Raw genomic sequence first — 23,791 nt, forward strand, 5'->3', positions numbered from 1 at the left:
AGACACTGGTCCGAACGTCGAACACGCCAGCGAGAGGACACGAACTAAGGGACCCGCAGTCGTCGGGACGCTCGTGAACGACGACCGCGAGCGCTGGAACGAGCGGTACGAGAAGCGAGACCGCGAACCCCGCGACGATCCGGTGGGAGTCCTCGAGCGCCGGATCGAGACGCTTCCCGACGGTCGTGCGCTAGACGTGGCGACCGGCAGTGGGCGAAACGCGCTCTTTCTGGCCGAGCGCGGCTACGACGTCGACGCCGTCGACATCGCTGATGAGGCCATCGAGACGGCACGCGAGCGGGCCGACGAGCGCGGTCTCGACGTCGACTGGACCCGGGCCGACCTGGCCGAGTTCGATCCGGAACCGGGCCGATACGACCTGATCGTCGTGAGCTACTTCGCCGCCCTCGAGTTCCTGCCGGATCTCAAGGAAGCGCTCGTACCCGGCGGCGTCCTCGTCTCCGAACACCACCTGCGCTCGAGCGATCCGGTCGCGGGCCCCTCGACCGACCGCTATCGGTACCGCTCGAACGACCTGCTGCGGGCGTGTCTCGACCTGACGGTCCTCTCGTATACCGAGCGGCGGCGGCCGACCGACGACGGGGAGCCGGTCGCGGTCGCGACGCTGGTCGCCAGACGCTCGAGCGGCGGGACGCAGTCGTATCCGCTCGTCCCGGACGACAGGCTCGAGCCGTAACGCGGGAATCGACCGCTCGAGTGGCTCGGCGCGACCGACGGGAGTCCGAGCGGGCGGCGATCAGCCGTCGGTCCGGTTGCCCGCGCTTTCGTTACCGCCGTCCGAGCCGCCGGCGTCCGCCTCGAGGGCGTCACGGACGGTCGCGGTGACGGTGCCGGGTGAACTCTCGCCGCGGTTGCGCCAGTGGACCGTCCCCACACTGTCGACGAGGATCGTCGTCGGATAGCCGTCGATGCCGTAGTAGTCGTAGCAGGTCCCGGGCTCGTCACGGCCCAGCCACCAGTTCCCCCCGTTCGCCTCGAACCAGGCGGCCAGTTCGTCGTCGGTCGGCGAGGGGCCGCTGGTCCCGTCGGTCACGGAGAGGAATCGCACGTCCGGATCCGCCCCGCCGACGGCGTACCCCCCGCCCTCGAGTCGGGACATGGCCTCGGCGAGCGTCGAGAGGAATCCCCGGCTGGTCGGACACTCGGTCCGGGTGAAGTTACAGAGGAGCGACCGGCTCGAGTCGGGTACCGTGATCGTCCCGCTCTCGCTGCCCGACGCGTCGAGCGTGGCGATCTCGAAGGGGGGCTCGGTCGGCGCGTCGTCGTCCTCGCCGGCGCCCTCGTCGTCGGGCCCGCTGAGACAGCCGACCAGCGCCGTCGTCGCGGCCGTCGTCGCGAGCAGGTGTCGGCGTTTCATCGCGATCCCGTCACCCCGTCGCACCGATGCCGGACGGCCGGCCGTCCGACACGAGCGCCGCCGATCGCTCCCATGCTACGAGTTCCCATTCCATCCATACCGCTCGTATGGACGCCCCGCCCAAAGAGTCACTGGTCGCGACAGGTCCGGCGGCGACCCCATCGCCGGTCGCATCCCCGACCGCGCCATCGGCCGTGGTCGCTCTTGAAAGGATTTACACACCGATCGCAACGCTGTTCTGCGGTTCGGGTGCGAATCGACGTTCAAGAGCGACGACAGTATCGGTCCCTGCCACGGCCGGTTCGTCGTGTTTTTCACGCCGCGGCTCCCACCCGAAACCGATAGCCGTGATCGAACTCGTCGTGACGGGACTGGCCGGCGTGGTCTTCGGGCTCGCCCTCGCGGCCCCGCCGGGACCGATGAACGCGATCATCGCCGAGGAGAGCGTCGTCCGCGGCTGGCCCGCCGGCTTCCGGGCCGGTCTCGGTGCCATGCTGGCCGACGCGGTCTTTTTCGGCCTCACGCTCGCAGGGTTCGTCGCCGTGATCGACCGCGTTTCGATCGTCCGACCCGCGCTCTATCTCGCCGGCGGCGTCCTCATGCTGTACTTCGCGGTCGGTGCGATCCGGGACGCCCGGACCGCGAGTTCGTTTACCGACACCGATCAGGGCGTCTCGAGGGGGTTCCGCAAGACGTTCGTCCTCTCGCTGACCAACCCCTACCAGATCGGCTTCTGGCTCACCGTCGGCGTCGGCCTGCTCGAGCCCGGGACGCTCGACGTGCTGGCGTACGTGCCGGCCGTCGGGGAGCTGCTCGAGGGGGCCCTCGTCGTCCGGACCGGCTCACCCGCGCTCTTGCTCGGGTTCTTCGGCGGGATCGGTTGCTGGATCGTGGGCTACCCGGCGGCGCTGGTCGGGGCCGGACGACGCGTCGACACGTTTGCCCCCCTCGTCGCGGCGGGCAGCGCCGTCGTCCTCGCGGGGTTCGGACTCGCCTTCCTGGGACTGGGAACGGTACAGTTCGTCTGAGCCGCGGACGCTACGGGAAACGGCTCGCAGACGGCGGGGGCTGCGATAGACGTCGATCGAGGGGGCACGTACTATCTTGATACAGCGAGAGAATCCCGCCGTTTACGGCGGGCTGGTCGATGGTCCGATACGTGGCCGTCGTGCCGGGACTGGCGCGCCGACGGCTCACTCACCCAGCGCGGCGATCTCGTCCTCGAGCCACTCGCTGAACCACTTGACGCGTTTCAGGCGCTGGTGGGCGATTCCCTCCGCGGTGTCGCTTTGGACGCGCGAGGCGGCGTCGTAGCCCCGCTCTAAGACGCGCTGGACCATCTCGTCACAGTCCATGTGCGTGCGGGCCTCATACCCCATCCGCAACAGCATCAACGCCGTCCCGTTCGCGCCGACCTTGTCGAGCAGGTCGGCCTCGATGAGACACTGCGTCTCCAGATCGAGGTCCGTCAGGTCGCCCTGATAGGAGTGGTGTTCGATGGCGCGACACACCTGCTGGATGAACGACTCGGGATAGTCCGCACGCGACTCGAGGAACTCCCGGGCGACCCGGGCCCCGGCCTCGGCGTGGAGTTCCTGATCGGTCTCGAGTTTGGCCACGTCGTGAAAGAGGGCGGCGACGCGAGTGACGTCGACGTCGGCACCCTCCTCCTCGGCGATCTCGGTCGCGAGATCGACCACGTTGAGGATGTGGTTGTGTCGGTACTCGGCGGAGTGCCACGGGTACCAGCGCATGCGGCCGCCCTCCTCTTCCTTCTCGACACTGGCCGCGAGATACTCGAAGACGAACCCTTTCATCTCCTCGAGTTCGGCGTCGGACACCCGCGTCTCCTTTATTTCGACGCCCACGATAGATCCCTCCGCAATAGACGAACGATAGTCATTGACTGAATGTTCGGTCGTTTCGCTCTTTAGCCTTTGGTTCGTGACGGTTTCGCCCGCTCGTGACAGTCACGAGTCGAACAGCGTCCCCGATCGACGGGACAGACTCCGGGCGAAATCCCGACGCTCCGTCGACGATTCCCACGATCTTCCGTTAAAGTCAAACCGCGGGCTCGGGAAGTAGGGGGTATGAGCAGCGAACAGGAAGCGGAGTCGATTCGGTGTCTCGTCGCCAAAGTCGGCCTCGACGGTCACGATCGCGGCGCACACGTCATCGCGCGCGCGTTCCGGGATGCCGGCTTCGAGGTCATCTACTCCGGGCTCCACAAAGCGCCCGACGAAATCGTCCAGGCAGCGGTCCAAGAGGACGTCGACGTCCTCGGCATCTCCATCCTCTCGGGGGCCCACGACACGCTCGTCCCGAAGATCATGGACGGCCTCGAGGAGTACGGTGCGGCCGAGGACACGCTCGTGCTGGCCGGCGGCGTCATTCCCGAGGAGGACCGCGACGAACTCAGAGAACAGGGTGTCGCAGCCATCTTCGGCCCCGGAACCTCCGTCGAGGAGACCATCGAATTCGTCCGCGAGAACGCGCCCCAGCGATGACCATGGACGCCGACGACCGGTCGCTCCTCGAGGATCTGCTCGCGGGGGAACACCGCGCGCTCGCCCGCGTGATCTCGAAGATCGAGAACCGCGCGCCGGGCTATCGCGATCTCGTCTCGGAGCTGTATGCCCACACCGGGAACGCCGACGTGATCGGGATCACCGGCTCGCCGGGCGCGGGTAAGTCGACGCTGGTCGACAAGCTCGCCGAGACCTACCGCGATCGGGGCGAGACGGTCGGCGTCATCGCGATCGACCCTTCCTCACCGTTTACCGGCGGAGCGGTACTCGGCGACCGCATCCGGATGGCCTCCACGGTGGGCGACATGGACGTCTTCGTCCGCTCGATGAGTGCCCGAGGAACCCTCGGTGGACTCTCGACCGCCACCGCGGACGCCGTCAAGGCCATGGACGCCTTCGGCAAGGACAAGATCATCATCGAAACCGTCGGTGCCGGGCAAAACGAGATCGACATCGTCCGGACCGCCGACACCGTCGCCGTCCTCGTCCCGCCCGGCTCGGGCGACGACATCCAGACGCTGAAAGCGGGCATCCTCGAGATCGCCGACGTGTTCGTCGTCAACAAGGCCGACCGCGACGGCGCGGATCGGACGGTACAGGAACTCCGCGATATGGTTCAACTCGGCGACGGGAGCGGTCACGAGGGCGGTGGCCACCACAGCCAGGAGATCATCGACGCCCACGACGACTGGGACGGAGAGGCCGACGACGCCGACGAGACCGACGCGGGCTGGACGCCGCCGATCGTCGAGACCGTCGCCATCCACGGCACCGGCGTCGACGAGTTCATCGACGAACTCGCGGCCCATCGGGACTACCTCGTCGCCTCCGGCGAACACGCCGAGCAGGTACGTACCCGCTACGCCGAGGAGATCCGCACCCTGTTGCGCGAAGACGTCCACGGCATGCTCGAGACCGAACTCGAGGCCGCCGGGGGAATCGACGACCTCGCGGAAGACGTCCGGCAGGGCGAGACCGATCCCTACTCGATCGCGACCGACGTTCTCGAGCCCGTCGCGACCTGCCTCGAGAACCTCGAGACCGGGCCGGACGGATCGGGCACGGAGTGAGCCGGTCGGCACCGACGCGGCGTCGCTCGAGTCTTCGATCCACCGGCGAAACCGCCGTCTCCGCCGGCCGTGACCGGGATCCCAGCAGAAACCGTTCCCGAACCGGAGGTCTAAGTTCGTTGGCAACTTACGGCAGCGTATGAAAGCCCGAACAGTCCTCGGTGCAGCCCTCGGAACCGTCGGTGGAGCCGTTCTCGGTAACCGTCTCCTGAAGCGGCGCGCTGGCGACCTCGAGAACCCGCTCGTCGGCATCGAACGGACGTATCGCTGGCGTGGGATCGAGACGCAGTATACGGTCGCCGGCGACCCGAACGACCCCGACATGTTGCTGCTCCACGGGGTCTACGCGGGCGCGAGCAGCCACGAGTTCGAGCCGATCGTCGACCGGCTGGCGGAGGACTACCACGTCTACGCGGTCGATCCGCCCGGCTTCGGCCGCTCGGAGCGGCCGCCGCTGGTCTACTCCGCGACGCTGTACGCGGAGTTCGTCCGCGACTTCGCGAGCGAGGTCACCGACGAGCCGATCGTCGTCGCCTCCTCGCTGTCGGGCTCCTTCGCCGTCGAGGCCGCCGACGAGACCGACTTCGAACGCCTCGTGTTGATCTGTCCGACCGGCGAAACGACCGACGAACGGCCGTGGGTCCGCACCCTCCTGCGGACGCCGATCGTCGGCACGACGCTGTACAACCTGCTCGCGAGCAAGCCATCGATCCGCCACTTCTACGACCGCGACGGCTACTACGACGCCGATCGCATCGATTCCGACGAGGTCCAGTACGCCTGGGAAAGCGCCCACCAGCCCGGGTCGCGTTATGCCCCAGCCTCCTTCGCCGCCGGCACCCTCGATCCCGACTTCGACCTCGCGACGGAGCTGGCCGCCCTCGAGACCCCGACCACGCTCGTCTGGGGCCGCGACGCCGAGTTGGTCCCGCTGCGTGACGGGCGGAATCTGGCGGCGGCCGCGGACCTCGATCTGGTCGTCATCGACTACGCGACCCAGCTGCCCCACGCCGAACACCCCGACGAGTTCGTCGAGTACCTGCGCGCGGAACTACCGCGGGCCGACGCCGGCGACTGAGTCACCGTTCGACACGCTCGAGTAGCTGCGGCGACACCCCCTCCGGTGCCCGCTCGTCGCCCATCCCGGTCGTTACGATCAGGCGCATCCCGCGGCGGACGCTCATATCGGTCTCGTGGACCTGGTCCTCGGGGAGCAAGACGAGCCGGCCGGCGGTCGGGTTCGGACTGTTCGGTAGAAAGACGTTGTAGACGTCACTGCCGGCGATCGCCTCGGCCTCTCGTGGCCCCTCGCCGGTGACGAGCCCGATCATGTAGACGCCCTCGCGGGGGTACTCGACCAACACGACGCTCTCGTAGCTGGTCTTGCGCTCGACGAGCGAGTCGGCGACCTGACGGACGCTGCCGTAGATCGTACTGACCAATGGGACGACGTTGACGAGTCGCCCGACGTTCCCGAACAGATGTCGGCCGACGCTCAACTGGGCGAGAAAGCCGAGGACGACGACCGCGACAGCGATCAGGACCACGGCGAACGCCTGGGCGACGACCGTCACGTTGCCGGTGTACTGGGCCAATCCCGCGGCGCGTACGAGCGGATCCACGAACTGTAAGGACCAGTTGACGAGAAACCGGAGGACGTACAGCGTGACGACCAGCGGCGCGACCAGAATGAGTCCGGCGACGAAACTCCGCCTGACGGTATCCCAGACGTTCATAGCGGCCGTGACGTCTCGCGAGTGAAATAGCCATCGGCGGGCGGCCCCGCAACGGCCGCCCCGTTCGGCGGCTTACGCCGGTCGCAGACCGATCACGCGCTCACCGGTCGTCTCCGAGGTCGCGATCTCGAGTTCGACTTCGAGGCCGGTCTCGACGTCGTCGACGTCGATCCCGACGACCTGGCCGGTCAGGCTGACGGGGCCGAAGTCGACGACGGCCGTCGCGTAGGGGGCGTCCTCCTCGAAGGCCGGCGTCGGTACGTGTGTAACGGTGAACGTCCGAATCTCGCCGGTGTCCGGGAGGGCGAGTTCCTCGAGGTCGGTCGCGCCGCAGTCGGGACAGACCCGACGCGGCGGCAAGGCGGTGTGGCCGTCGGGACACTCGAGGTAGTCGGCTGTGCCGTCCTCGGCGGCATCGAGCCAGTCGTCGAAGCCGGCGTCGGTGACGGTGTCTTCGGAGTCGCTCATTACTCCATCACCTCCAGAACGTGAACGGTCGCGCTCGCGACCGTACCGCCCGCGTTGTGGGCGACGCCGGTCGTCGCGTCCGCGACGTGGTCGCTGTTTGGATGCTCGCCGGCCAGCAGGTCGGTCACTTCGGCGATCTGGGAGGCCCCCGTCGCACCGACCGGGTGGCCTTTGGCCTTCAGCCCGCCCGAGAGGTTGATCGGCGTCTCGCCGTCCGCGGTCGTCCGCCCGTCGCGGGCGGCCGTGATCCCCTCGCCGATCGGCTCGAGATCGAGCGCCTCGAGCGCCAGCACTTCGGCGATAGTAAAGCAGTCGTGGACCTCCGCGAGGTCGACGTCGCCGGCCGAGACGCCGGCGTCGGCGTAGGCTTCCGCGCCGGCTTCGCGGGCCGCGGGCGAACGGGCGAGGTACTCGCGGTCGTGCAGCGCCATCCGGTCGCCACCCTGTCCGGTGCCCGTGATCGCGACCGGGGCCTCGAGGTCGTGTTCCGCGGCGTAGGACTCGCTCGTCAGCACCAGCGCCGACGCGCCGTCCGAGATCGGACAGGCATCGTAGAGCCCGAGCGGTTCGGAAACCGGCGGTGCCTCGAGGGCGTCCGAGACCTCGATCGCGCTCTGGTACTGGGCCTTCTCGTTCGAGAGGGCGTTGGCGTGGTTCTTGACCGCGATGTGGGCGAGGTCCTCGTGTTCGCCGCCGAACTCGTCGAAGTAGGCCCGGGCCATCAACGCGTACGCGCCGGGGAAGGTCACGCCGGCCCGTACCTCCCAGAGGTCGTCGGCGGCGATCGCCAGCGCCTCCGTCGCGCCCGCGGTGCCGAGGTTGGTCATTCGCTCCGCACCGCCGACGAGGAGGACGTCGTTCTCGCCGTTGCGAATCCGTGTGACCGCCTCGCGGACCGCGGTACCGCTCGAGGCACACGCGGACTCGTACCGGGTCGCAGGGGCCTGAACGCCGGCCGCTTCGGCCATCAGCGGCCCCTGGTGGCCCTGATGCTCGGAGAGTTCGCCCATAAAGTTGCCATAGAAGACGCCCTCGACGTCCTCACGGGGAACGCCGCTGTCCTCGAAGGCCGCGATACTCGCCTCCGCGAAGAGATCACGGCTGGTCCGCTCGGGACTGTTCCCGAACGGCGTCAGCCCTGTCCCTGCAACACGTACGTCACTCATGTACACACGCGTAGTGGACGGATCCGTTAATACTCGGCGGTTACGGCGACGAGTGCCACTTGCGTGAGCTGGGTGGCGGGTCGATCGGTATCGCCCTACCCCACGACGAACGGCGGACGCTACGAGGGGCTGCTCGCGCTATTCGATGCTAGCGGAAAGATCGCAGTCAGCAACAGTAGCTGGGACGCCACTCAGAAGTTCGGCAACCGTCTCGAGATCCGCCAGGTCCACAACCTCGACGGGTGTGTGCATATAGCGGTTCGGGACGCCGACGTTCACCGATGGAATCCCCCCGCGGGACGTATAGAACGCATCAGCATCCGTCCCGGTGTTCGTTCCCGATGCCTGTAACTGGATATCGATATCGGCCGCAGCGGCAGTCCGCCGAACCGCATCGACGAGTCGCGGATGGTTCGCGCTTCCGCGTACGACGACCGGGCCGTCACCGAGTTCGACACCGGTTTTTTGCGCTGACGTGATATCCGGAGTATCCGTCGCGTGAGTCACGTCTATCGCGACTACTGCATCGGGTGCAAGATCGAAGCCGACCATTTTCGCGCCCTGTAACCCGACCTCCTCTTGAACCGTAGAGACGGCATAGATCGTCGCCTCGTGGTCACGTTCGGCTGCCCGCCGGAGTGCTTCCGCCGCAGCCCAGATACCGATACGATTGTCCAACCCGCGTGCTGCGATCCGTCCGTTCTCCAGTTCGGAGACCGTTTGATCGAACGTAATCGGATCGCCGCGCTCGACTAATTCCTCGGCTTCGGCCGCATCGTCGGCGCCGATATCGATATACTGCTCGTCGATATCGGTGAGCGATTCGTCTTCGTGATCACGAAGATGAATCGCCGTCTGACCGATCACTCCCGAAACTGGCCCAGCATCGGTATGAATACGGACGTGCTGGCCCTTCGAGACGGTCCGGTCCGACCCCCCGACAGGAGTTATTCGGAGGATGCCGCTTTCTTCGATGTCCCGCACCATGAAGCCGATTTCGTCGCTGTGTCCAGTGAGGGCGATCGACGTCTCGTTCCCCTCCAGCACAGCGACGGCGTTTCCGTAACTGTCGGTCCTCACTTCGTCGGCGAACTCCTCGACGTACTCTACCCAGCGGCGTTGTGCCGGTGTCTCGAACCCCGACGGCGTCGCTGTGGTGAGTAATTCGTCGAGAAACCGACGGCGTTGTTGCTCCATGTACCGACATGGGTCCCGATAGGTGAAAAACTCGACTATGATCTCGCGGACACGCCCGTCGCGGCATTCGTGGTGATCGTGGGCCAGAAACGACGATTCCACCGCCGCCGGACGGAACGCATTTCAAGTCACCGTAGTATGTCTCCCGTAACTGACGCTCATGGATACTTCCGACCTCCCCGACCCCGAGGGCATCTCCCCGCTGGCGTGGCGACTCCTCCGTGTTGCGGCCGGATACGAACAACGGGCGGTCGAACGGGAGATAGACGACCTTATGCAGGCACACCTCTCGATGCTCGAGAGCGGGAGTCGGTCCCTGTCCCGACCGCGCCGGAAGACGTTGCTGGAACTCTACGCCGCGGAACTGACCGTCGAACAGGTGCGGGCGATCGTCGACCACTTCTAAGGGAACTCTCGAATGGAAGCGCTTAAGATCCATAATGATAATTCCTCTGTGTATCAATGATACACGGACTTTTGGGTGGTTTAGACCGCCGGACATCCCTATTCGCCCTCGCAGGGATCGGGACAGTAGCAATCGCGGCCGCACCGTCGCCGTCGGGGCTGTCGATGACGGGCCAGTACGCGCTCGCAACGATGTTCTTCGCCGGGTTCCTCTGGGTCACCGGCGCGCTCCCGCTCGCGGTCACCGCGCTGACGATCCCCGTCTTGCTCACGGGGACCGGCGTCTATGACTCGATGGACGCGGCCCTCGTCGGGTTCGCCGATCACATCATCTTCCTGTTTTTGGCCGGGTTCATGCTGGCTAACGGGATCCAGAAGTACAATATCGACCGACGGATCGCGCTGTATTCCATCGCCAAAATGGGCAGTTCGCCGCGGCGGCTGATCTTCGCGATCATGGTCGTGACCGCCGTGTTGTCGATGTGGGTATCGAACACCGCGACGGCCGCGATGATGATGCCGATCGCAGTCGGCGTCCTCAGCCAGGTCCTCGACCGGGACGATCTTGCGTCGTCGGACGAGCAGGATCGGGCGAGTGATGCCGCCGAGACGGCCGCCGACGGCGGGACCGCCGAATCGACGGCTGCCTTTACCAACCTCCAGATTTCGATGCTGCTCGGGACCGCCTACGCCGCGAGCGTCGGCGGCGTCGGGACGATCATCGGCACGCCGCCGAACGCGATTCTCGTCGGCCAACTCAACGCCATTCTGGACTACGAGATCGGGTTCACCGACTGGTTCCTCGTCGGGTTCCCGGTCGTCGTCGTGACGCTGCCGCTCGTCTGGTTCCTCCTGACGTACGTGCTGTATCCGCCCGAGGTGCCGGACGTCGAACGGGCGCGAGCCACCGCCCGGGAGCAACTCGAGGCCGAAGGCGAACTCGATCCCCGCGGGAAACGGGTGGCGGCGATCTTCGCCGTGACGGCGGGGCTCTGGATGCTCGGCGGACTCGGTGACCTCTTCGAGCCGTACCTCCCAGCCACCTGGATGACGACCGTGTTCGGCGGCGAGGGGATGACGGTCTTCGGCGTCGAGGGCCATCAGGGGCTGCTCTACTACGTCATGGTCGGCGTCGCGGCGATTCCCGCGCTCGTGCTGGCCGACACGATGGAGTGGGACGAACTGGTCGACATCGACTGGGGAACGCTGTTGCTGTTCGGCGGCGGGATCTCCCTCGCGAACGCGCTGGCTGACACGGGTGCGACGGAGTGGATCGCCGACACCGTGTTCGGCGGACTCGTCGGCGCGCCCATTATCCTCGTCATCGGCGCGGTCGTTCTGGTCGTCATCTTCCTCACCGAAATGACCTCGAACTCCGCGACGACAAGTATCATCGTCCCCATTCTGATCAGCCTCGGAAGCGTCTTCTCGGCGACGCTCGGGCTGACCGACTTCTCGACCGCGCTCTTTCTCTCGGTCGCCGGCGCGATCGCCGCGAGCTTCGCGTTCGCGCTGCCGGTCGCGACGCCGCCCAACGCCATCGTCTTCGGCAGCGGATACGTCAAACAACGCCACATGCTCCGAGCGGGGCTGGTCCTGAACGCGATCATGACGGTCGTGCTGACGGCTATCATCTGGTTCCTGTTCACGTTCGTCTGGCCGCACTTGCTCTGGTAACCCGTCTCGAGGACAAGTGATTCGAACCGAGGCATCTCGTCGTTGTGCGGGATCGAAGGGGTTGCGAGATCCGCGAAATCCCGGTTCGCTCTCGTGCGGCAGACCGGAACCGTGCGAACGGTCACTACAGTGACTGCACGTATTCGATTTGTTTCGGTCTGAAATCCGTCTCCCGGTAGAACCGCCGTGCATCTTCGTTCTGCCACTCACAAGATACTTTGAGGAAATCACAGCCTCTGTCGCGAGCCATCTCTTTTACGCGTTCGACGACCGCTGTGCCGTGACCGCGACTCCGTTGGTCGTCGTCGATGAATAGGTCCACGATGCGAAGGGACTCCGAACACTGGCGGGACGGGTGGTGGCCCTCCCGAAGGAGGACGTAACCGACAGTCTCATTCTCGCGGACGGCGAGATAGGCAGTGGTATTCTCGGCATCGAGCAACTTCTGGAAGCCGTCCTCGGCGACATCGTAAACGTCCGTGCGGACGAGTCGGTTCAATTCGTCGTATGCTTCCATCGACTTTGCGAGGGAGTGCCAGCGATCGACCAACGCGTCGAGATCGTCTGCTGTGGCTTCTACGAGTTTCATACTTCACCTTCTTACGTTCCAATAATAATGTATTCGGAGTGTGATTGTCGATAATACGGGACGATGAGCAGTTCTGTGACCGGTATCTCCACCCGAGTAACCGCGGAATGAACGCGGAGCAGTCGCAGACTACACACTCTATTCCGCACGCTGTTCTCAACGGGTATCGGTGGGATCGATCGTTTCTGTGTTACTTACGTGTCCCAGACGCACCGGGCCTTCATGGACGACTCCGACGAATCAATCAGAGCAGTAACCGCCGCTCTGTCTCGACAGCGGTAGGGGTGTATTCCGTGGCACCAAAATTGGCACCCGTTCCGGACGTAACATCTCTGTATCCGTCGAACAGCCGGGTTCAACCGGGACGGAAACGGCCCCCATTCGCTCGAGCCGAGAGCGCGATCGGTCAGAACGCCAGCGCATCCACGAGGATCGCGACCAGCACGGCCCCGAGGAAGGCGTTCGAGGCGTGGAACGAGCGGAACGCGGCGGCTTCGGTCTGCTCGAAGTGGAGTCGCACGGCGGTCCAGAGGAAGATCCCGCCGAAGACGACGACGGTCCCGGCATACAGCGCGCCGAGGTCAGTGATCCAGGCCAGCGCGATCGTACTCACGAGCGTCGCGGCGATGTAGTAGATGATCTGCTTTCGGGTCTCCGTCTCGCCGCGGACGACCGGCATCATCGGGAAGCCGCCGCGGGCGTAGTCGTCCTTGTAGGCCAGCGCGAGGTTGTAGAAGTGCGCCGGCGTCCACAGGAAGATGACCGCCGCGAGCGCGAGGCCGGGCCAGCCGATCTCGTTAGTCACGGCGGCCCAGCCGATCAGCGCTGGCAGCGCCCCCGCAGCGCCGCCGATAACCGTGTTCTGGACCGTGTTCGGCTTGAGTAACAGCGTGTAGACGACGCTATAAAACAGGATCGCAGCCAGGCCGAGCGCCGCGGCCAGCCGGTTGATCGTCAGGAAGGCCGCAAGCGACAGTCCGGTCAGCGCGAGCCCGAAGGCCAGCGCGTTCCGGACCGGAATCAGATCCACCGCGAGCGGGCGCTCGGCGGTCCGGGACATCTTCTGGTCGACGTCGCGCTCGAGGACGTGGTTGAACGTCCCGCTGGCACCGATCGCGAGGACGCCGCCTCCGAGCGTCGCGACGATCGTGTAAGTCTCGAGGCCGGGGCCGGCGGCAAGCGCCATTCCGGCGGCGGCGACCAGACAGAGCAGCCACATCAGGCGCGGCTTCATCATCTGGAAGTAGGCAAAGGCGGTCAGCCGGGCGCGAGCCAGGCGACTCGAGGGGAGCGTGCGTTCGGTCGCGGTCGGGACCGACTCCTCGAGGGGTTCCGGAGACGTGACGCCGTCCTCGTCTTCGCTCCCGGTCGCGATCTCTAAGTCCCAGGCGAGCGCGAGGACGACCGCCGAGAAGATGACGAGCCCGAGCCCGAGGTGCAGTCCGGGGACGATCGCGGCGGGGCCGATCGTCGCGGTGACGGCACCGACGCCGACCTGGACGATATAGAGGACGGCGGCGACGGCGAGCGTCGTTCGGACGCGACTCGAGACGTCACCGAAGACGGCGGCGGCGGCCGTCGCGGCCACGAGCAGGCCGACGACGACGGCGGCGAGCCGGTGGGCCCACGCGATCGCGAGTTCGGTCTGACTCAGCGGGTCGACCGGCGCGTGACAGGTCGGCCACGTCGAACACGACGCGGCGGCGTTCGTCAGCGACGTCGTCGCGCCGACGATGAGGAGGAGGTAAACGCCCAGCGCGGTCGCTGCGAGCAGTGCGGAGAAGCGATGTCGCGTGCCGACGGGGCGGGGAAACGACTCTGTTGCCACGGCTATTCTCGTCTACACCCTTCGACTCCGCGTATTTAGGGCTCCCGCTTTTTCCCACAGCGGGACACCGACGCCGGTCGTCTTGGCCGGCGAGACAGTCGGCGAAAACCGACCGAAAACGCATATGACGGGTCGTCGTAGTCGTCGCCGTGTCGGGCGACTCGAGCGATCACGCGCCGACGGGTGCGAATCTCACTCGTGGTGCCACGACGGGCACCGAACCCGCAGTCGACGCACCCGAGGGCGGCAAAGACGGCGACCCGCCAGCGCGGTGTCCGTACTGCGGGCGGCCGTTTCGGCGAGTCCGCTACGAGCGACTCCACCGGGGCCGCGCCCACCCCGCGCGACTCTCGGACCGGGAGCGGGCAGCCCTCGAGCGGGCCCGCCGTGCGGAAAGCAAGACGATGCGGCGAGTCCGCCTGTACGCCGTCGGCGCGGTCGTCGTCATCTATTTCGGCCTGTTGATCGTCGCGGCGTTCGTCGTCTGATCCGTGGAGCGTCGTCTTCTCCCGGCCTCGTCGCCGGTCCGTTCACATCCCCATATCTTCGGCGGCCTCGGGGACCGGCAGGTCGTGTGGCGGGACGCCGAGCAGTTCCCCGACGTGATCCAGCGCCATGTCGAACCCGTAGTAGCGCTCGAGTTCGTCGCCGTCGGCCGTCGGGCGTACCTTCAGCATGGCGTACCCCTCGACGTTCTGTGCGATCGCGGCGGTCGCGCTCGGGCCGGCTCCGGAGTCGCGCTCGAACGACAGGATCCGTTCGGTCTCGGTCTCGTCGTAGGTCGCCGCGATCCCGTTGGCGTCGGCCGTCCGTTCGTCGGTCATGGGCGACAGTGGGGAACCGATCACCGGGAAACTGTCGGTTCCGGTCGAGCCCGCCGGGAGGGGCGAACATCGACACCGATTTTTCGGTCGCCTTCGAGATGCGGGCCGTGAACCGATCGGACTCCGCTACGGCCCGTCGCCCGCTCGCGACGTTCCGACTCAGCCGAGCGGTCGCCCTCCAGTGGCTCGTCGTCTCCGCCGCGGGGTTTTTCGGCGCGGTCTACGCGTTCGCCCGCGTCCTCGCCCGGCTCCGCGGGGTCGCCCTCGAGCCGATCGTGATCGCGCCGTCGTCGCCGCCGACGGTCCTCGTCTGGCTGGCCGTCTCCATCGGCCTGCTGGTCGTCGTGGTCGTCCCCCACGAGCTGTTGCACGGCCTCTTTCTGGCCCGCTACGGCGGCTCGCCGCGCTACGGCATCGGCGTCTCCCACTTCGTCCTCCCCTACGCCTACGCCGAGACCGACGGCTCGAGCTACACCCGCAACCAGCTGCTGGTCGCCCTGCTCGCGCCGTTTGCCGTGATCACCGCCGTCGGCCTCGCCGCGATGGTCGTCTCCCCGTCGCCGCTGCTTGTCGTCCCGCTGGCGGCGAACGCGGCCGGCTCGATCGGCGACCTCTGGATGGCCGCAGTCCTCTGTCAGTATCCCGCCGACGTCCGCGTCGGCGATCCGCCCGGCGGCGTTCAGGGCTTTGGCATCTACGGGACCGACGAGGGTGCGAGCGACCGGTCGCCCGGAATGCGGTTCCTCTCACGCTTTGTGACCGGAAGCGTCGGAACGCTCGCCGCCGTCGTGACCTACGCGCTGGTGGCCGTCTTGCTCTCGCTGGCCTTCGGCTCCGGCGACGTCGTCCTCGGCGATCCCGATCAGGGGTGGCTGCTCGTCCGGCACGACCGCCGCCCCGACGGGAGCGCCCTCCTCGAGATCGGCGATCGAGCCATGCTCGGCGCAGCGGCCCTCGGCGGGCTCGCATGGACGATCGTCGCGACGCTGCGACAGCGCCTCGAGTGAAACCGTAACGCTCGAGCCGCCGGTGGCCCGACCCCGCGGTATGACCAAGTGGCTCCGGAGCGGCCGCCGGCGGGACATCTGTTTCCTGCTCGCCGCGGCCGCGGACGGCGAACTGCGCGGCCAGCAGCTGAAAACGCGCCTCGAGTCCCACTACGACGACCGGCTCGAGCCCAAGTCGTTCTACGGTTCGCTGTCGGCGCTGGTCGACGCTGGATTCGTCGAGAAGCGGACTGAAGGACTGCACGACGTTTACGCACTGACCGAGGCCGGCGAACGGCGGACACGGGACCACGGCGAGTGGGTCGGAGCGTGTCTAGATCCTGGTGGAGAATCAGCGTAAGTGCCGTTTTGGATCGAATCGGTGTGAGAATGCGTACGACCACGGTCGGAGACGATGGGGCGACCAGAGGCACCAGTCGACTCGATTACCGGTACGTCTCGACATCGATACCGGAGATCGTTTCGAAGTGAGTATCGCCAGTGAGGACCGGTTCGTCGCGCTCGAGCGCGGTCGCAGCGACGACCGCATCTCCCTTGCCGATCCCCGGCCCGTCGCCGGCAGCCGCGTCGGTTAGTCGCCGACCGAGGAGACGACCGGCACGTCGGGAGATACTCGGCGTCATCGGCACGAGCGGATAGGAGTCCAGGACGGCCTCGACACGCTGCCGTTCGGCTGTCGTGTGCGCGACTTTTCCGACGCCGATATAGAGTTCCAGCACCGTCATCGTCGGAATGACCAGCGGAACGCCTTCGGTCTCGAGTTTTCGTTCCTTCTCGAGGGCTTCGTCGACGCCGTCGATAACGTCCAAAACGAAGCTCGTATCGACGATCATTCGAACCGATCGCCGACGTCTCGGACTTCGTCGCGATCGACGCGATCGGCCTCGTCGATAGCCGTACGCATCTCGTCTACCTGTTCCGCGTCGAATACGTCACGGAGATCGCGGAGTGATCGACCACCGATGAGTCGTTCGACAGCCTCGCTAAACGACTCGTCGCTTCGTTTCTTCGATTTGATCCGTTCGTACACGTGTTCGTCGAGGCGGACTTGCTGCGACATCCCTGTTGACAGTGTTGACGCCACAGCCGAATCAATATTTGGGAGACGAACGTAGTACTGAGATAGAGTCGGCGAAGCGGCTATTCCTCGAGCAACTGGTCGCCGATCGTGTTGCGCAGCACTTCGCTGGTGCCCTCGTAGATTTCGTTGAGTTTGGCGTCGCGGTAGAACCGCTGGGCCGCGAAGTCCTTGGTGTAGCCGTAGCCGCCGTGGATCTGGATGCCCTCGTTGGCGACCTCGCGGCTGACTTCGGAGGCGTAGAGCTTGGCCTGCGAGGCGTCCTTGATGTAGTCCTCGCCGCGGATCTTCTTGTCGGCGGCCTTGTGCATGAGCATCTTCGCGGCCTGAATCTTGGTGTCCATGTCCGCGAGCTTGTGCTTGATCGACTGGAACTCGCCGATGGGCTGGCCGAACTGCTCGCGCTCGTTCGCGTAGTCGCGGGCCTCCTCGAAGGCCGCGCGGGCGATGCCAACGCCGCGGGCGGCGATGGTGATCCGGCCGCCGTTGAGGGTCTTCAGCGCGTGGACGAAGCCGTCGCCTTCCTCGCCGAGCCGGCGCGTTTCGGGGATCCGGAGATCGTCGAACCGGAGTTCGGCGGTCGGACAGCCCTTGTCGCCGAGTTTGTCCTCGGTGCCTTCGACGATGAAGCCGTCGTCCTCCTCAGGACGGACGATAAAGGACGAAATGCCCTTGTTCCCCGCGTCGGGATCGGTCTTGGCGAAGAGCGTGACCGTATCCGCGACGGAGCCGTTCGAGATCCAGAGCTTGCCGCCGTTGATGACGTACTCGTCGCCGTCTTTCTCGGCGGTGGTCTCCATCGCCGGCACGTCGCTGCCCGCACCGGCCTCCGAGAGCGCGAACGCCCCGATGTCCTCGCCCGCCGCGACGGGGGTCAGGTACTCCTCTTTCTGGGACTCGTCGCCGAACTCGTAGAGCATGTTGCCCGCCAGCGAGGTGTGGGCGGCGACGATCGTCCCCAGGCCGCCCGAGCCCCGGGCGATCTCCTCGAGCCCGATCGCGTAGGAGTGATAGTCCAGCCCGGCACCGCCGTACTCCTCGGGGAAGGGCATCCCCATCAGCCCCAGTTCGGCCATCTGGTCGACGAGGTCCTGTGGGAACTCGTCGTCGTGGTCGATCTCTTCGGCGACGGGGACGACCTCCTCGTCGACGAACTCCGACACCATGTCCCGAATCTGTTGCTGCTCGGCCGAGAGTGCAAAGTCCATATGGCGGGATTAGGAATCATGATCCTTTACTGTTCTCTCTTTGCGCTATCGTGTCTATCAGTGTCATGATAAGGGACGTCGTGCAGTAATGTCTCGACCGGCAGTAATCGACGACGAACCGCACTCGGTCCCGGTACGAACGCGGACTCAAAAAATCGGTAGCCGATCGCCTCAGTTCTCGTCCGGCGCGGCGTCTTCCGGAACCTGTCCCTCGACGAGGGACTGGTCGGCGTACTCCTCGCGGATGTCCTTCTTCGAGAACTTGCCCGTCGCCGTCTTGGGCACCTCCTTGATGAACTCGATCTCGTCCGGGAGCCACCACTTGGGATACTCGTCGGCGAGCATCTCGTTGACCTCGTCGACGAGCGCGTCCCGATCGGCTCCCTCGGCGGGGACGACGAACGCGACCGGTCGTTCCTGCCAGCGCTCGTGGGGGACGCCGACGACGGCCGCCTCGGCGACACCGTCGTGAGCCATGATCGCGTTCTCGAGTTCGACCGAAGAGATCCACTCGCCGCCCGATTTGATCACGTCCTTCTCGCGGTCGACGATCTTGATGTAGCCGTCCTCGTCGACGGTGACGACGTCACCCGTCTTGAGCCAGCCGTCCTCGAAGTCCGCCTCGTTGGCCTCGGGGCGCTCGAAGTACTCCGTCGTCACCCACGGTCCGCGGATCCACAGTTCGCCGAACTCCTGTCCGTTCCACTCGATCTCCTCGCCGTCGTCGTCGATGACCGTGAACTCGAGGCCGGGAACGACCAGCCCTTGCTTACCGCGCTTTTCGACCCGCGTGTCGTAGTCCGCGTTCTGCAGGTCGGATTTGAGATGGGAGACCGCACCGATCGGCGCCATCTCGGTCATCCCCCAGGCGTGAAGCACCTCGACGCCTTGCGTGTCGAACCACTCGATCATCGACTTCGGCGCGGCCGAGCCGCCGACGATGACGGTATCGAGCGTCGAGAGGTCGACGTCGTTCTCCGTACAGTACTCCATCAGCCCCAGCCAGACGGTCGGGACGCCCGCGCTGATCGTCACGCCCTCGTTTTCGATGAGGGACGCGAGGTCTTCGGGCTCGGGAGAGGGGCCGGGGAAGACCTGTTTGGCCCCGCCGGCGGTCGCCGTAAACGGCATTCCCCAGGCGTTGACGTGGAACATCGGTACCACGGGCATGACGACGTCGTCGTCGGCCATCGGGATCCCCTGTGGCGTCTGGGAGGCCATCGTGTGGCTCCAGAGCATCTGCTGGGTGTATTCGACGCCTTTCGGGTTGCCGGTCGTCCCCGAGGTGTAACACATCCCCGCGGGCTGTTCCTCGTCGACGTCGGGCCAGTCGTAGTCGGTCTCGTGGCCGTCGATGAACGACTCGTACGGTGTTGCCTCGAGGTCGTCGGCCGGCTGGCTCCCCATGACGACGAAGTCGATACCGTCGAACTCGTCGTCGGCGTCGGCGACAGCACCCGCGAGTTTCGGCGCGAGCGACTGGTCGACGAAGATCAGTTCGTCGTCGGCATTGTCGACGATGTACTGGATGTGTGCGTCGGGGAGCAGCGGGTTGATCGTATGGAGCTGTGCCCCGATCGATGGCACGGCGAAATACGTCTCGAAGTGGCGCGAGTGGTTCCAACAGAAGGTTCCGACCCGATCACCTTCCTCGATTCCGTACTCGTCGAGCGCGTTCGCGAGTTGGCTCGTTCGCTGCTCGTACTCGCCGTACGTGTATCGCTGCATTCCATCGTGATTCCGGGAGACGATCTCCGTCTCGGAATACAGCTTGCTTGCCCGCCACAAGAACGGCCGAAGCGTTTGATCAGTACCTGCTGGCATGTCGTCTTATATAGAGGGAGAAATACTGTATTATTCTTTCCATACATATGATGGAGTCCGGACACCGATTTCGACCCAACATATCGAAGGTGTCGTCTGCCAGTCCGTCGACCACAGAGCGACGGATACCTTGCCCCCGTAGCAGCTGGCGTTCCGGGGCGTAAGCCGCCTCGGCCGAGACGGGTGCGGTACGACGAGTCCCCGGGAACCGATAGTCGCTACCGAAACGGTTCACACGCCGATCGCAGCCACCGTACGGCCGGTTCATCGACTGCCAGTGACGAGCAGAGAACGGGCTGCGATCGTCTGCAGTCCGTTCTGCGACGGGCTCAACTCGAGCCGACGGCCTCGAGCGCGTCCGGAATCGGGTTCTCGCCCGAAAGGATCTCGAACGTCTCGCCGACGACGGGCTCGCAGTCGATCGCGGCCACGAGCGTCGCGGCCACGTCCTCGCGCGGGATGTCATCCTCGCCCAGCTCGAGCCCCTCGGCGGCCCGGATCTCGCCGGTGCCGGGTTCGTCCGTCAGTTCACCCGGCCGGACGATCGTGTCCGCGCGCCCGCTGTGTCGGAGGTACTCGTCGGCTTCGGCCTTCGCGATCAGGTAGTCCCGCAGCGGCTCCGGCCCCGCATCCGGGTCGTCTGCCCCCATCGAACTGAGCATGACGAACCGGTCGATGCCCGCCTCGCCCGCGGCGTCGATCAGGTTGATCGCGCCGTCGCGGTCGACGCCGTAGACGTCCTCGCCGCCGGAGCCGGCCGCGAACACGACGGCGTCACAGCCCTCGAGCGCGCGCTCGAGCGTGGACGGCTCGGTCAGGTCCGCAACGACCGGCTCTCCGCCCAGTCGTTCCAGTTCCTCCCGCTGGGACTCGTCGCGGATCATCGCTCGCGGGGTGTAGTCGCCCTCGGCTAGCAGCGCCGTTACGTGCTGACCGACCCCGCCGTGGGAGCCGGCGACGAGTATCGACTGATGCATGGGTCCGGATTCGCCGCTCGCACGCATACGGGTTTCGGCGGGAGTTGCCGGCCCCCCGATCGGTCGGGCCGACCCGCTCGGAGCGCCGGGCGGAAGAGCGCGCCGCGACCGCGGTGTTTTTCCGGGATGATAACCAAACTAACTCGAGTAGATGACCACGGGCCAGCCCGAACCCAAACCAGACGCCGACCTCGAGGACGACCTCGAGTGGTGTTACGATGCGGTTCACGGCGTTTCGCGGACTTTTTCGATCACGATCGATCGGCTCGAAGAGCCGATGGCGAGACACATCTGTCTCGGCTATCTCCTCTGTCGGATCGCGGACACCATCGAGGACGCCGGCCACATCCCGCCGGCGCGACAGACCGAACTGCTCACGCGGTACGACCGGCTGCTCGATCCCGATGCGACGGAGTCGGTCGAGGCGTTCATGGACGACATCGAGCCCTGGATTCCCGACGACCGCAACGACGACTGGGAGGTCGTCGCCCGGACCCCCCGCGTCCTGCGGACGTTCGAGTCCCTCGACGAAGAGCCCCGCGAGATCATGCGCGACCCCGTCCGAGAACTCGTCGACGGGATGGCGATGTTCACCGACCGGTACGCCGACGAGGGCGGCCTGCGCTTACAGACCATCGAGGAACTCGAGGAGTACTGCTGGTACGCCGCCGGCACCGTCGGTACCCTGATCACCGGGCTGGTCGCCCGCGGCACCTCACAGGACCGGGCCGACGAGATGCGGGAGAACGCCCGCTCGTTTGCCCTCCTCCTGCAGCTGGTCAACATCGCGAAAGACGTCGACGACGACTACCGCGAGGAGAACAACGTCTACCTCCCCGCCGAATGGCTCGCCGCGGAAGATGTCGACGTCGAGGCAGTCACCGACGAGGCCCACCACGGTGGCGTCACGAACGTCATCAAGCGGGTGACAGGCCGCGCCGAGAGCTACCTCGACGACGCCCAGCGATACCTCGAGGTCGTCCCCGAACACAACGGCAACCGCCTCTCGGCGTGGGCGATCCCCTATCTGCTGGCGGTCGGCACGCTCCGCGAACTGCGCGAACGGCCCGAGGACGTCGTCCGCGAGGGAGACGTGAAGGTCTCGCGGGCGGAGGTCTTTGCCCTCCTCCAGCAGTTCGAGGACGGCGTCTCCCGCTCGCGACTGGCCGAACTGCGCGAGCAGATGGCCAACCAGCCGCTCCATCAGTGAACGGCCACCACTGCGCCTGACACGCCCGACGAGGGCCGTTCTCGAGCCGTCGAACCGAACCGGCAGCGCCGTTGCCCGGCCCGCGGCGGAGACACAAGACGTATGCGAGCGTCCTGACGAGTTCTACCCCGATGGTCCGTCCCGCCCTCGAGCGCCGCGTCGGCATCGACGAGCGCGCGCTGGCGGTGTTTCGCATCGCGCTCGGCGGCCTCCTCCTGTTCGACGTCTCTCACCGGGTGCGGTTTCTCAGCGCCTTCTACACCGACGACGGCGTGTTGCCCCGGGCGCTCCTCCGCGAACAGTACGCGCTCGGACGCTACTCGGTTCACGCGCTGTCGGGCGAGCCGTGGGTCCAAGTCGTTCTGTTCGGCTGTTCGGCGCTCCTCGCGGTCGCACTGCTGGTGGGCTACCGGACGAGAACCGCGACGGCCCTCGCTGCACTCTTGCTCTTCTCGCTGCACTTTCGCAACCCGTTCGTCCTGAACGGGGCCGACAGGCTCCTACGCGAACTGCTGGTGCTTGCCGTCTTCCTCCCGCTCGGCAACCGCTGGTCGATCGACGCTCGAGAGAGGGCAGGCCGGGACGACGCCGCGGCGCGAGCAGGCAACGACGCGCTGATCGCGACGCCGGCGACCGCGGCGGTCCTCGTTCACGTCGTCACCCTGTTCGTCGGCAACGCCGTCCTCAAGACCGAGGGCAGCACCTGGTATAGCGGCGACGCCCTCGGCTACGCGCTCCGGCAGGACCAACTGACGCTCCCGCTCGCCGACGCCGTCGCGACCTACCCGTTCGCGCTCACGGCCGGCACCTACGCCTGGGCGGGACTCGTGACCGGCGCACCCCTGTTGCTCCTGCTTACCGGCCGTCTCCGAACTGCCTACGCCGCGGCGTTTCTGACCGCAGTCTCCGGAATGGCGTTCTCGATGGCCGTCGGCCTCTTCCCGGCGGTCCTGTTCGCCGCGGTCCTCCTCTTTCTCCCACCGGGCATCTGGGACGCTCTGGAGCGCGTCGCCGCGGAGGCGGTCGACCGGGCTACCCCGCTCGAGCGCGCTCTGACGGCCTGCCGGCTCAGGATCGATCGCGTGACACCGCCGCGGTCCGTCGGCTCGCCGCTGCCGTCGACGGTCCGGATCCGAATCGGCCGGTATCGATCGGTCGCACTCGTCGGCGTTCTGGCCGTCGTCCTCCTGTGGAGCGGACTGCTGCTCGGCGCGACGGCAGGCCTCGAGCCGGCCGACTCGCGGGTGCCCGACGACTATCGGTGGACGATGTTCGCACCCGATCCGAGTACGACCGACGGCGGGTTCACGGCGGTCGGCCACGTCGACGGCGGGCCCGATATCGACGTTCTTCGCGGTGCCGCCGTTCGGGCCGACCACCCGCCCGCGGCCGACATGGGCCCCGACTTCCGCTGGCGGAAGTATCTCTATTCGCTGCTCGAGAGCGACGCCCGCGCCGATCGGTTCGCGGGCTACATGTGCGAGCGGGCGACCGCGGCGAGCGGGAGCCCCGTCGAGAACGTCACCGTGACGTACACTGAACGGCGGATCGCGCTCGAGGGCGAGGCCCCGCCGCCGGAGACGACGACGGTCGTCGAACGGTCGTGCTGAGAGCGGGGAAG

26 protein-coding genes are annotated in these 23,791 nt (G+C 66.4%); 12 read left to right on the forward strand and 14 right to left on the reverse strand.

Going from position 1 to position 23,791, the window contains the following annotated elements; genetic code table 11:
- The first annotated feature begins 73 nt into the window (after window positions 1-73).
- Window positions 74-697: a class I SAM-dependent methyltransferase gene (locus tag ACERIM_RS02265; protein WP_373631040.1), complete on the forward strand. Its 624-nt coding sequence runs from the start codon at window positions 74-76 to the stop codon at window positions 695-697.
- 60 nt (window positions 698-757) lie between these two features.
- Here the strand turns inward: ACERIM_RS02265 and ACERIM_RS02270 are convergent, their stop codons facing one another.
- Window positions 758-1,378 (reverse strand): TlpA family protein disulfide reductase, encoded by a 621-nt coding sequence (locus ACERIM_RS02270; protein WP_373631041.1) that lies wholly within the window; start codon window positions 1,376-1,378, stop codon window positions 758-760.
- 347 nt (window positions 1,379-1,725) lie between these two features.
- Between ACERIM_RS02270 and ACERIM_RS02275 the strand changes: the two genes are divergently transcribed.
- On the forward strand, window positions 1,726-2,406 hold the full coding sequence (locus tag ACERIM_RS02275) for a LysE family translocator (RefSeq protein WP_006649233.1): 681 nt from the start codon (window positions 1,726-1,728) through the stop codon (window positions 2,404-2,406).
- A gap of 165 nt (window positions 2,407-2,571) precedes the next feature.
- Here ACERIM_RS02275 and ACERIM_RS02280 read toward each other — a convergent pair whose 3' ends face one another.
- Window positions 2,572-3,246 (reverse strand): HD domain-containing protein, encoded by a 675-nt coding sequence (locus ACERIM_RS02280; protein WP_015299133.1) that lies wholly within the window; start codon window positions 3,244-3,246, stop codon window positions 2,572-2,574.
- A gap of 222 nt (window positions 3,247-3,468) precedes the next feature.
- Between ACERIM_RS02280 and ACERIM_RS02285 the strand changes: the two genes are divergently transcribed.
- The 3 genes from ACERIM_RS02285 (at window position 3,469) to ACERIM_RS02295 (ending at window position 6,054) form a co-directional block, all read left to right on the forward strand.
- On the forward strand, window positions 3,469-3,885 hold the full coding sequence (locus ACERIM_RS02285) for a cobalamin B12-binding domain-containing protein (RefSeq protein WP_006182017.1): 417 nt from the start codon (window positions 3,469-3,471) through the stop codon (window positions 3,883-3,885).
- On the forward strand, window positions 3,882-4,976 hold the full coding sequence (gene meaB, locus ACERIM_RS02290; protein ID WP_373631044.1) for a methylmalonyl Co-A mutase-associated GTPase MeaB: 1,095 nt from the start codon (window positions 3,882-3,884) through the stop codon (window positions 4,974-4,976). Before ACERIM_RS02285 ends, meaB begins: the two co-directional genes overlap by 4 nt.
- Window positions 4,977-5,115: 139 nt before the next feature.
- On the forward strand, window positions 5,116-6,054 hold the full coding sequence (locus ACERIM_RS02295; RefSeq protein WP_373631045.1) for an alpha/beta fold hydrolase: 939 nt from the start codon (window positions 5,116-5,118) through the stop codon (window positions 6,052-6,054).
- 1 nt (window position 6,055) lies between these two features.
- Here ACERIM_RS02295 and ACERIM_RS02300 read toward each other — a convergent pair whose 3' ends face one another.
- The 4 genes from ACERIM_RS02300 to ACERIM_RS02315 form a co-directional block, all read right to left on the reverse strand.
- Window positions 6,056-6,712 carry a DUF502 domain-containing protein gene (locus ACERIM_RS02300; RefSeq protein WP_006649236.1) on the reverse strand — a complete coding sequence of 219 codons (657 nt, stop codon included), beginning with the start codon at window positions 6,710-6,712 and terminating at the stop codon, window positions 6,056-6,058.
- Between the two features lie 72 nt (window positions 6,713-6,784).
- Window positions 6,785-7,180, reverse strand: a complete 396-nt coding sequence (locus tag ACERIM_RS02305) for a Zn-ribbon domain-containing OB-fold protein (protein WP_006649237.1) — start codon at window positions 7,178-7,180, stop codon at window positions 6,785-6,787.
- Complete coding sequence (locus tag ACERIM_RS02310) at window positions 7,180-8,346, reverse strand: beta-ketoacyl synthase N-terminal-like domain-containing protein (protein ID WP_006182025.1); 1,167 nt, start codon at window positions 8,344-8,346, stop codon at window positions 7,180-7,182. The genes ACERIM_RS02305 and ACERIM_RS02310 overlap by 1 nt, the downstream gene beginning before the upstream one ends.
- 138 nt (window positions 8,347-8,484) lie before the next feature.
- A complete protein-coding gene (locus tag ACERIM_RS02315) occupies window positions 8,485-9,543 on the reverse strand; it encodes a M20/M25/M40 family metallo-hydrolase (RefSeq protein ID WP_373631046.1) in 1,059 nt (352 codons plus the stop codon).
- Between the two features lie 160 nt (window positions 9,544-9,703).
- On the opposite strand from ACERIM_RS02315, the gene ACERIM_RS02320 reads away from it, so the two are divergent.
- Both ACERIM_RS02320 and ACERIM_RS02325 read left to right on the forward strand, forming a co-directional pair.
- Window positions 9,704-9,949 (forward strand): hypothetical protein, encoded by a 246-nt coding sequence (locus ACERIM_RS02320; RefSeq protein ID WP_006182027.1) that lies wholly within the window; start codon window positions 9,704-9,706, stop codon window positions 9,947-9,949.
- Window positions 9,950-10,005: 56 nt separating this feature from the next.
- Window positions 10,006-11,625, forward strand: a complete 1,620-nt coding sequence (locus ACERIM_RS02325; protein WP_084158236.1) for an SLC13 family permease — start codon at window positions 10,006-10,008, stop codon at window positions 11,623-11,625.
- A gap of 124 nt (window positions 11,626-11,749) precedes the next feature.
- Here ACERIM_RS02325 and ACERIM_RS02330 read toward each other — a convergent pair whose 3' ends face one another.
- Window positions 11,750-12,214 carry an N-acetyltransferase family protein gene (locus tag ACERIM_RS02330; RefSeq protein WP_373631047.1) on the reverse strand — a complete coding sequence of 155 codons (465 nt, stop codon included), beginning with the start codon at window positions 12,212-12,214 and terminating at the stop codon, window positions 11,750-11,752.
- Window positions 12,215-12,620: 406 nt separating this feature from the next.
- On the reverse strand, window positions 12,621-14,042 hold the full coding sequence (locus ACERIM_RS02335) for a heme o synthase (RefSeq protein ID WP_373631048.1): 1,422 nt from the start codon (window positions 14,040-14,042) through the stop codon (window positions 12,621-12,623).
- Window positions 14,043-14,191: 149 nt separating this feature from the next.
- Here ACERIM_RS02335 and ACERIM_RS02340 point away from each other — a divergent pair, with 149 nt between their 5' ends.
- Window positions 14,192-14,530, forward strand: a complete 339-nt coding sequence (locus ACERIM_RS02340) for a hypothetical protein (RefSeq protein ID WP_006649241.1) — start codon at window positions 14,192-14,194, stop codon at window positions 14,528-14,530.
- A gap of 42 nt (window positions 14,531-14,572) precedes the next feature.
- On the opposite strand, the gene ACERIM_RS02345 is transcribed toward ACERIM_RS02340, so the two are convergent.
- Entirely contained in the window at window positions 14,573-14,866 is a 294-nt protein-coding gene (locus ACERIM_RS02345; RefSeq protein WP_006182032.1) for a hypothetical protein, read from the reverse strand.
- Window positions 14,867-14,973: 107 nt separating this feature from the next.
- Between ACERIM_RS02345 and ACERIM_RS02350 the strand changes: the two genes are divergently transcribed.
- Together ACERIM_RS02350 and ACERIM_RS02355 are read left to right on the forward strand one after the other, a co-directional pair.
- Complete coding sequence (locus tag ACERIM_RS02350; RefSeq protein ID WP_373631049.1) at window positions 14,974-15,873, forward strand: DUF3267 domain-containing protein; 900 nt, start codon at window positions 14,974-14,976, stop codon at window positions 15,871-15,873.
- Between the two features lie 40 nt (window positions 15,874-15,913).
- On the forward strand, window positions 15,914-16,213 hold the full coding sequence (locus ACERIM_RS02355) for a PadR family transcriptional regulator (RefSeq protein WP_006649243.1): 300 nt from the start codon (window positions 15,914-15,916) through the stop codon (window positions 16,211-16,213).
- Window positions 16,214-16,298: 85 nt separating this feature from the next.
- On the opposite strand, the gene ACERIM_RS02360 is transcribed toward ACERIM_RS02355, so the two are convergent.
- The 5 genes from ACERIM_RS02360 to ACERIM_RS02380 all read right to left on the reverse strand — a co-directional run bounded on the left by ACERIM_RS02360 (window position 16,299) and on the right by ACERIM_RS02380 (window position 20,960).
- Window positions 16,299-16,706, reverse strand: a complete 408-nt coding sequence (locus tag ACERIM_RS02360) for a PIN domain-containing protein (RefSeq protein WP_006649244.1) — start codon at window positions 16,704-16,706, stop codon at window positions 16,299-16,301.
- Entirely contained in the window at window positions 16,703-16,933 is a 231-nt protein-coding gene (locus tag ACERIM_RS02365; RefSeq protein WP_006649245.1) for an antitoxin VapB family protein, read from the reverse strand. The genes ACERIM_RS02360 and ACERIM_RS02365 overlap by 4 nt, the downstream gene beginning before the upstream one ends.
- Before the next feature lie 80 nt (window positions 16,934-17,013).
- Entirely contained in the window at window positions 17,014-18,159 is a 1,146-nt protein-coding gene (locus ACERIM_RS02370) for an acyl-CoA dehydrogenase (RefSeq protein ID WP_373631051.1), read from the reverse strand.
- Window positions 18,160-18,330: 171 nt separating this feature from the next.
- Window positions 18,331-19,983: a long-chain fatty acid--CoA ligase gene (locus tag ACERIM_RS02375; protein ID WP_049964684.1), complete on the reverse strand. Its 1,653-nt coding sequence runs from the start codon at window positions 19,981-19,983 to the stop codon at window positions 18,331-18,333.
- A 329-nt stretch (window positions 19,984-20,312) separates the two neighbouring features.
- The gene (locus ACERIM_RS02380; protein WP_373631052.1) at window positions 20,313-20,960 is read right to left on the reverse strand and encodes an SDR family oxidoreductase; all 648 of its coding nucleotides are present in this window, start codon (window positions 20,958-20,960) and stop codon (window positions 20,313-20,315) included.
- Window positions 20,961-21,111: 151 nt separating this feature from the next.
- Here ACERIM_RS02380 and ACERIM_RS02385 point away from each other — a divergent pair, with 151 nt between their 5' ends.
- On the forward strand, window positions 21,112-22,170 hold the full coding sequence (locus tag ACERIM_RS02385; RefSeq protein WP_373631053.1) for a phytoene/squalene synthase family protein: 1,059 nt from the start codon (window positions 21,112-21,114) through the stop codon (window positions 22,168-22,170).
- A 131-nt stretch (window positions 22,171-22,301) separates the two neighbouring features.
- Window positions 22,302-23,780 carry an HTTM domain-containing protein gene (locus ACERIM_RS02390; RefSeq protein WP_373631055.1) on the forward strand — a complete coding sequence of 493 codons (1,479 nt, stop codon included), beginning with the start codon at window positions 22,302-22,304 and terminating at the stop codon, window positions 23,778-23,780.
- Window positions 23,781-23,791 lie beyond the last annotated feature (11 nt).

This window comes from Natrinema sp. H-ect1, assembly GCF_041821105.1.
Classification (GTDB): Archaea; Halobacteriota; Halobacteria; order Halobacteriales; family Natrialbaceae; genus Natrinema; species Natrinema thermotolerans.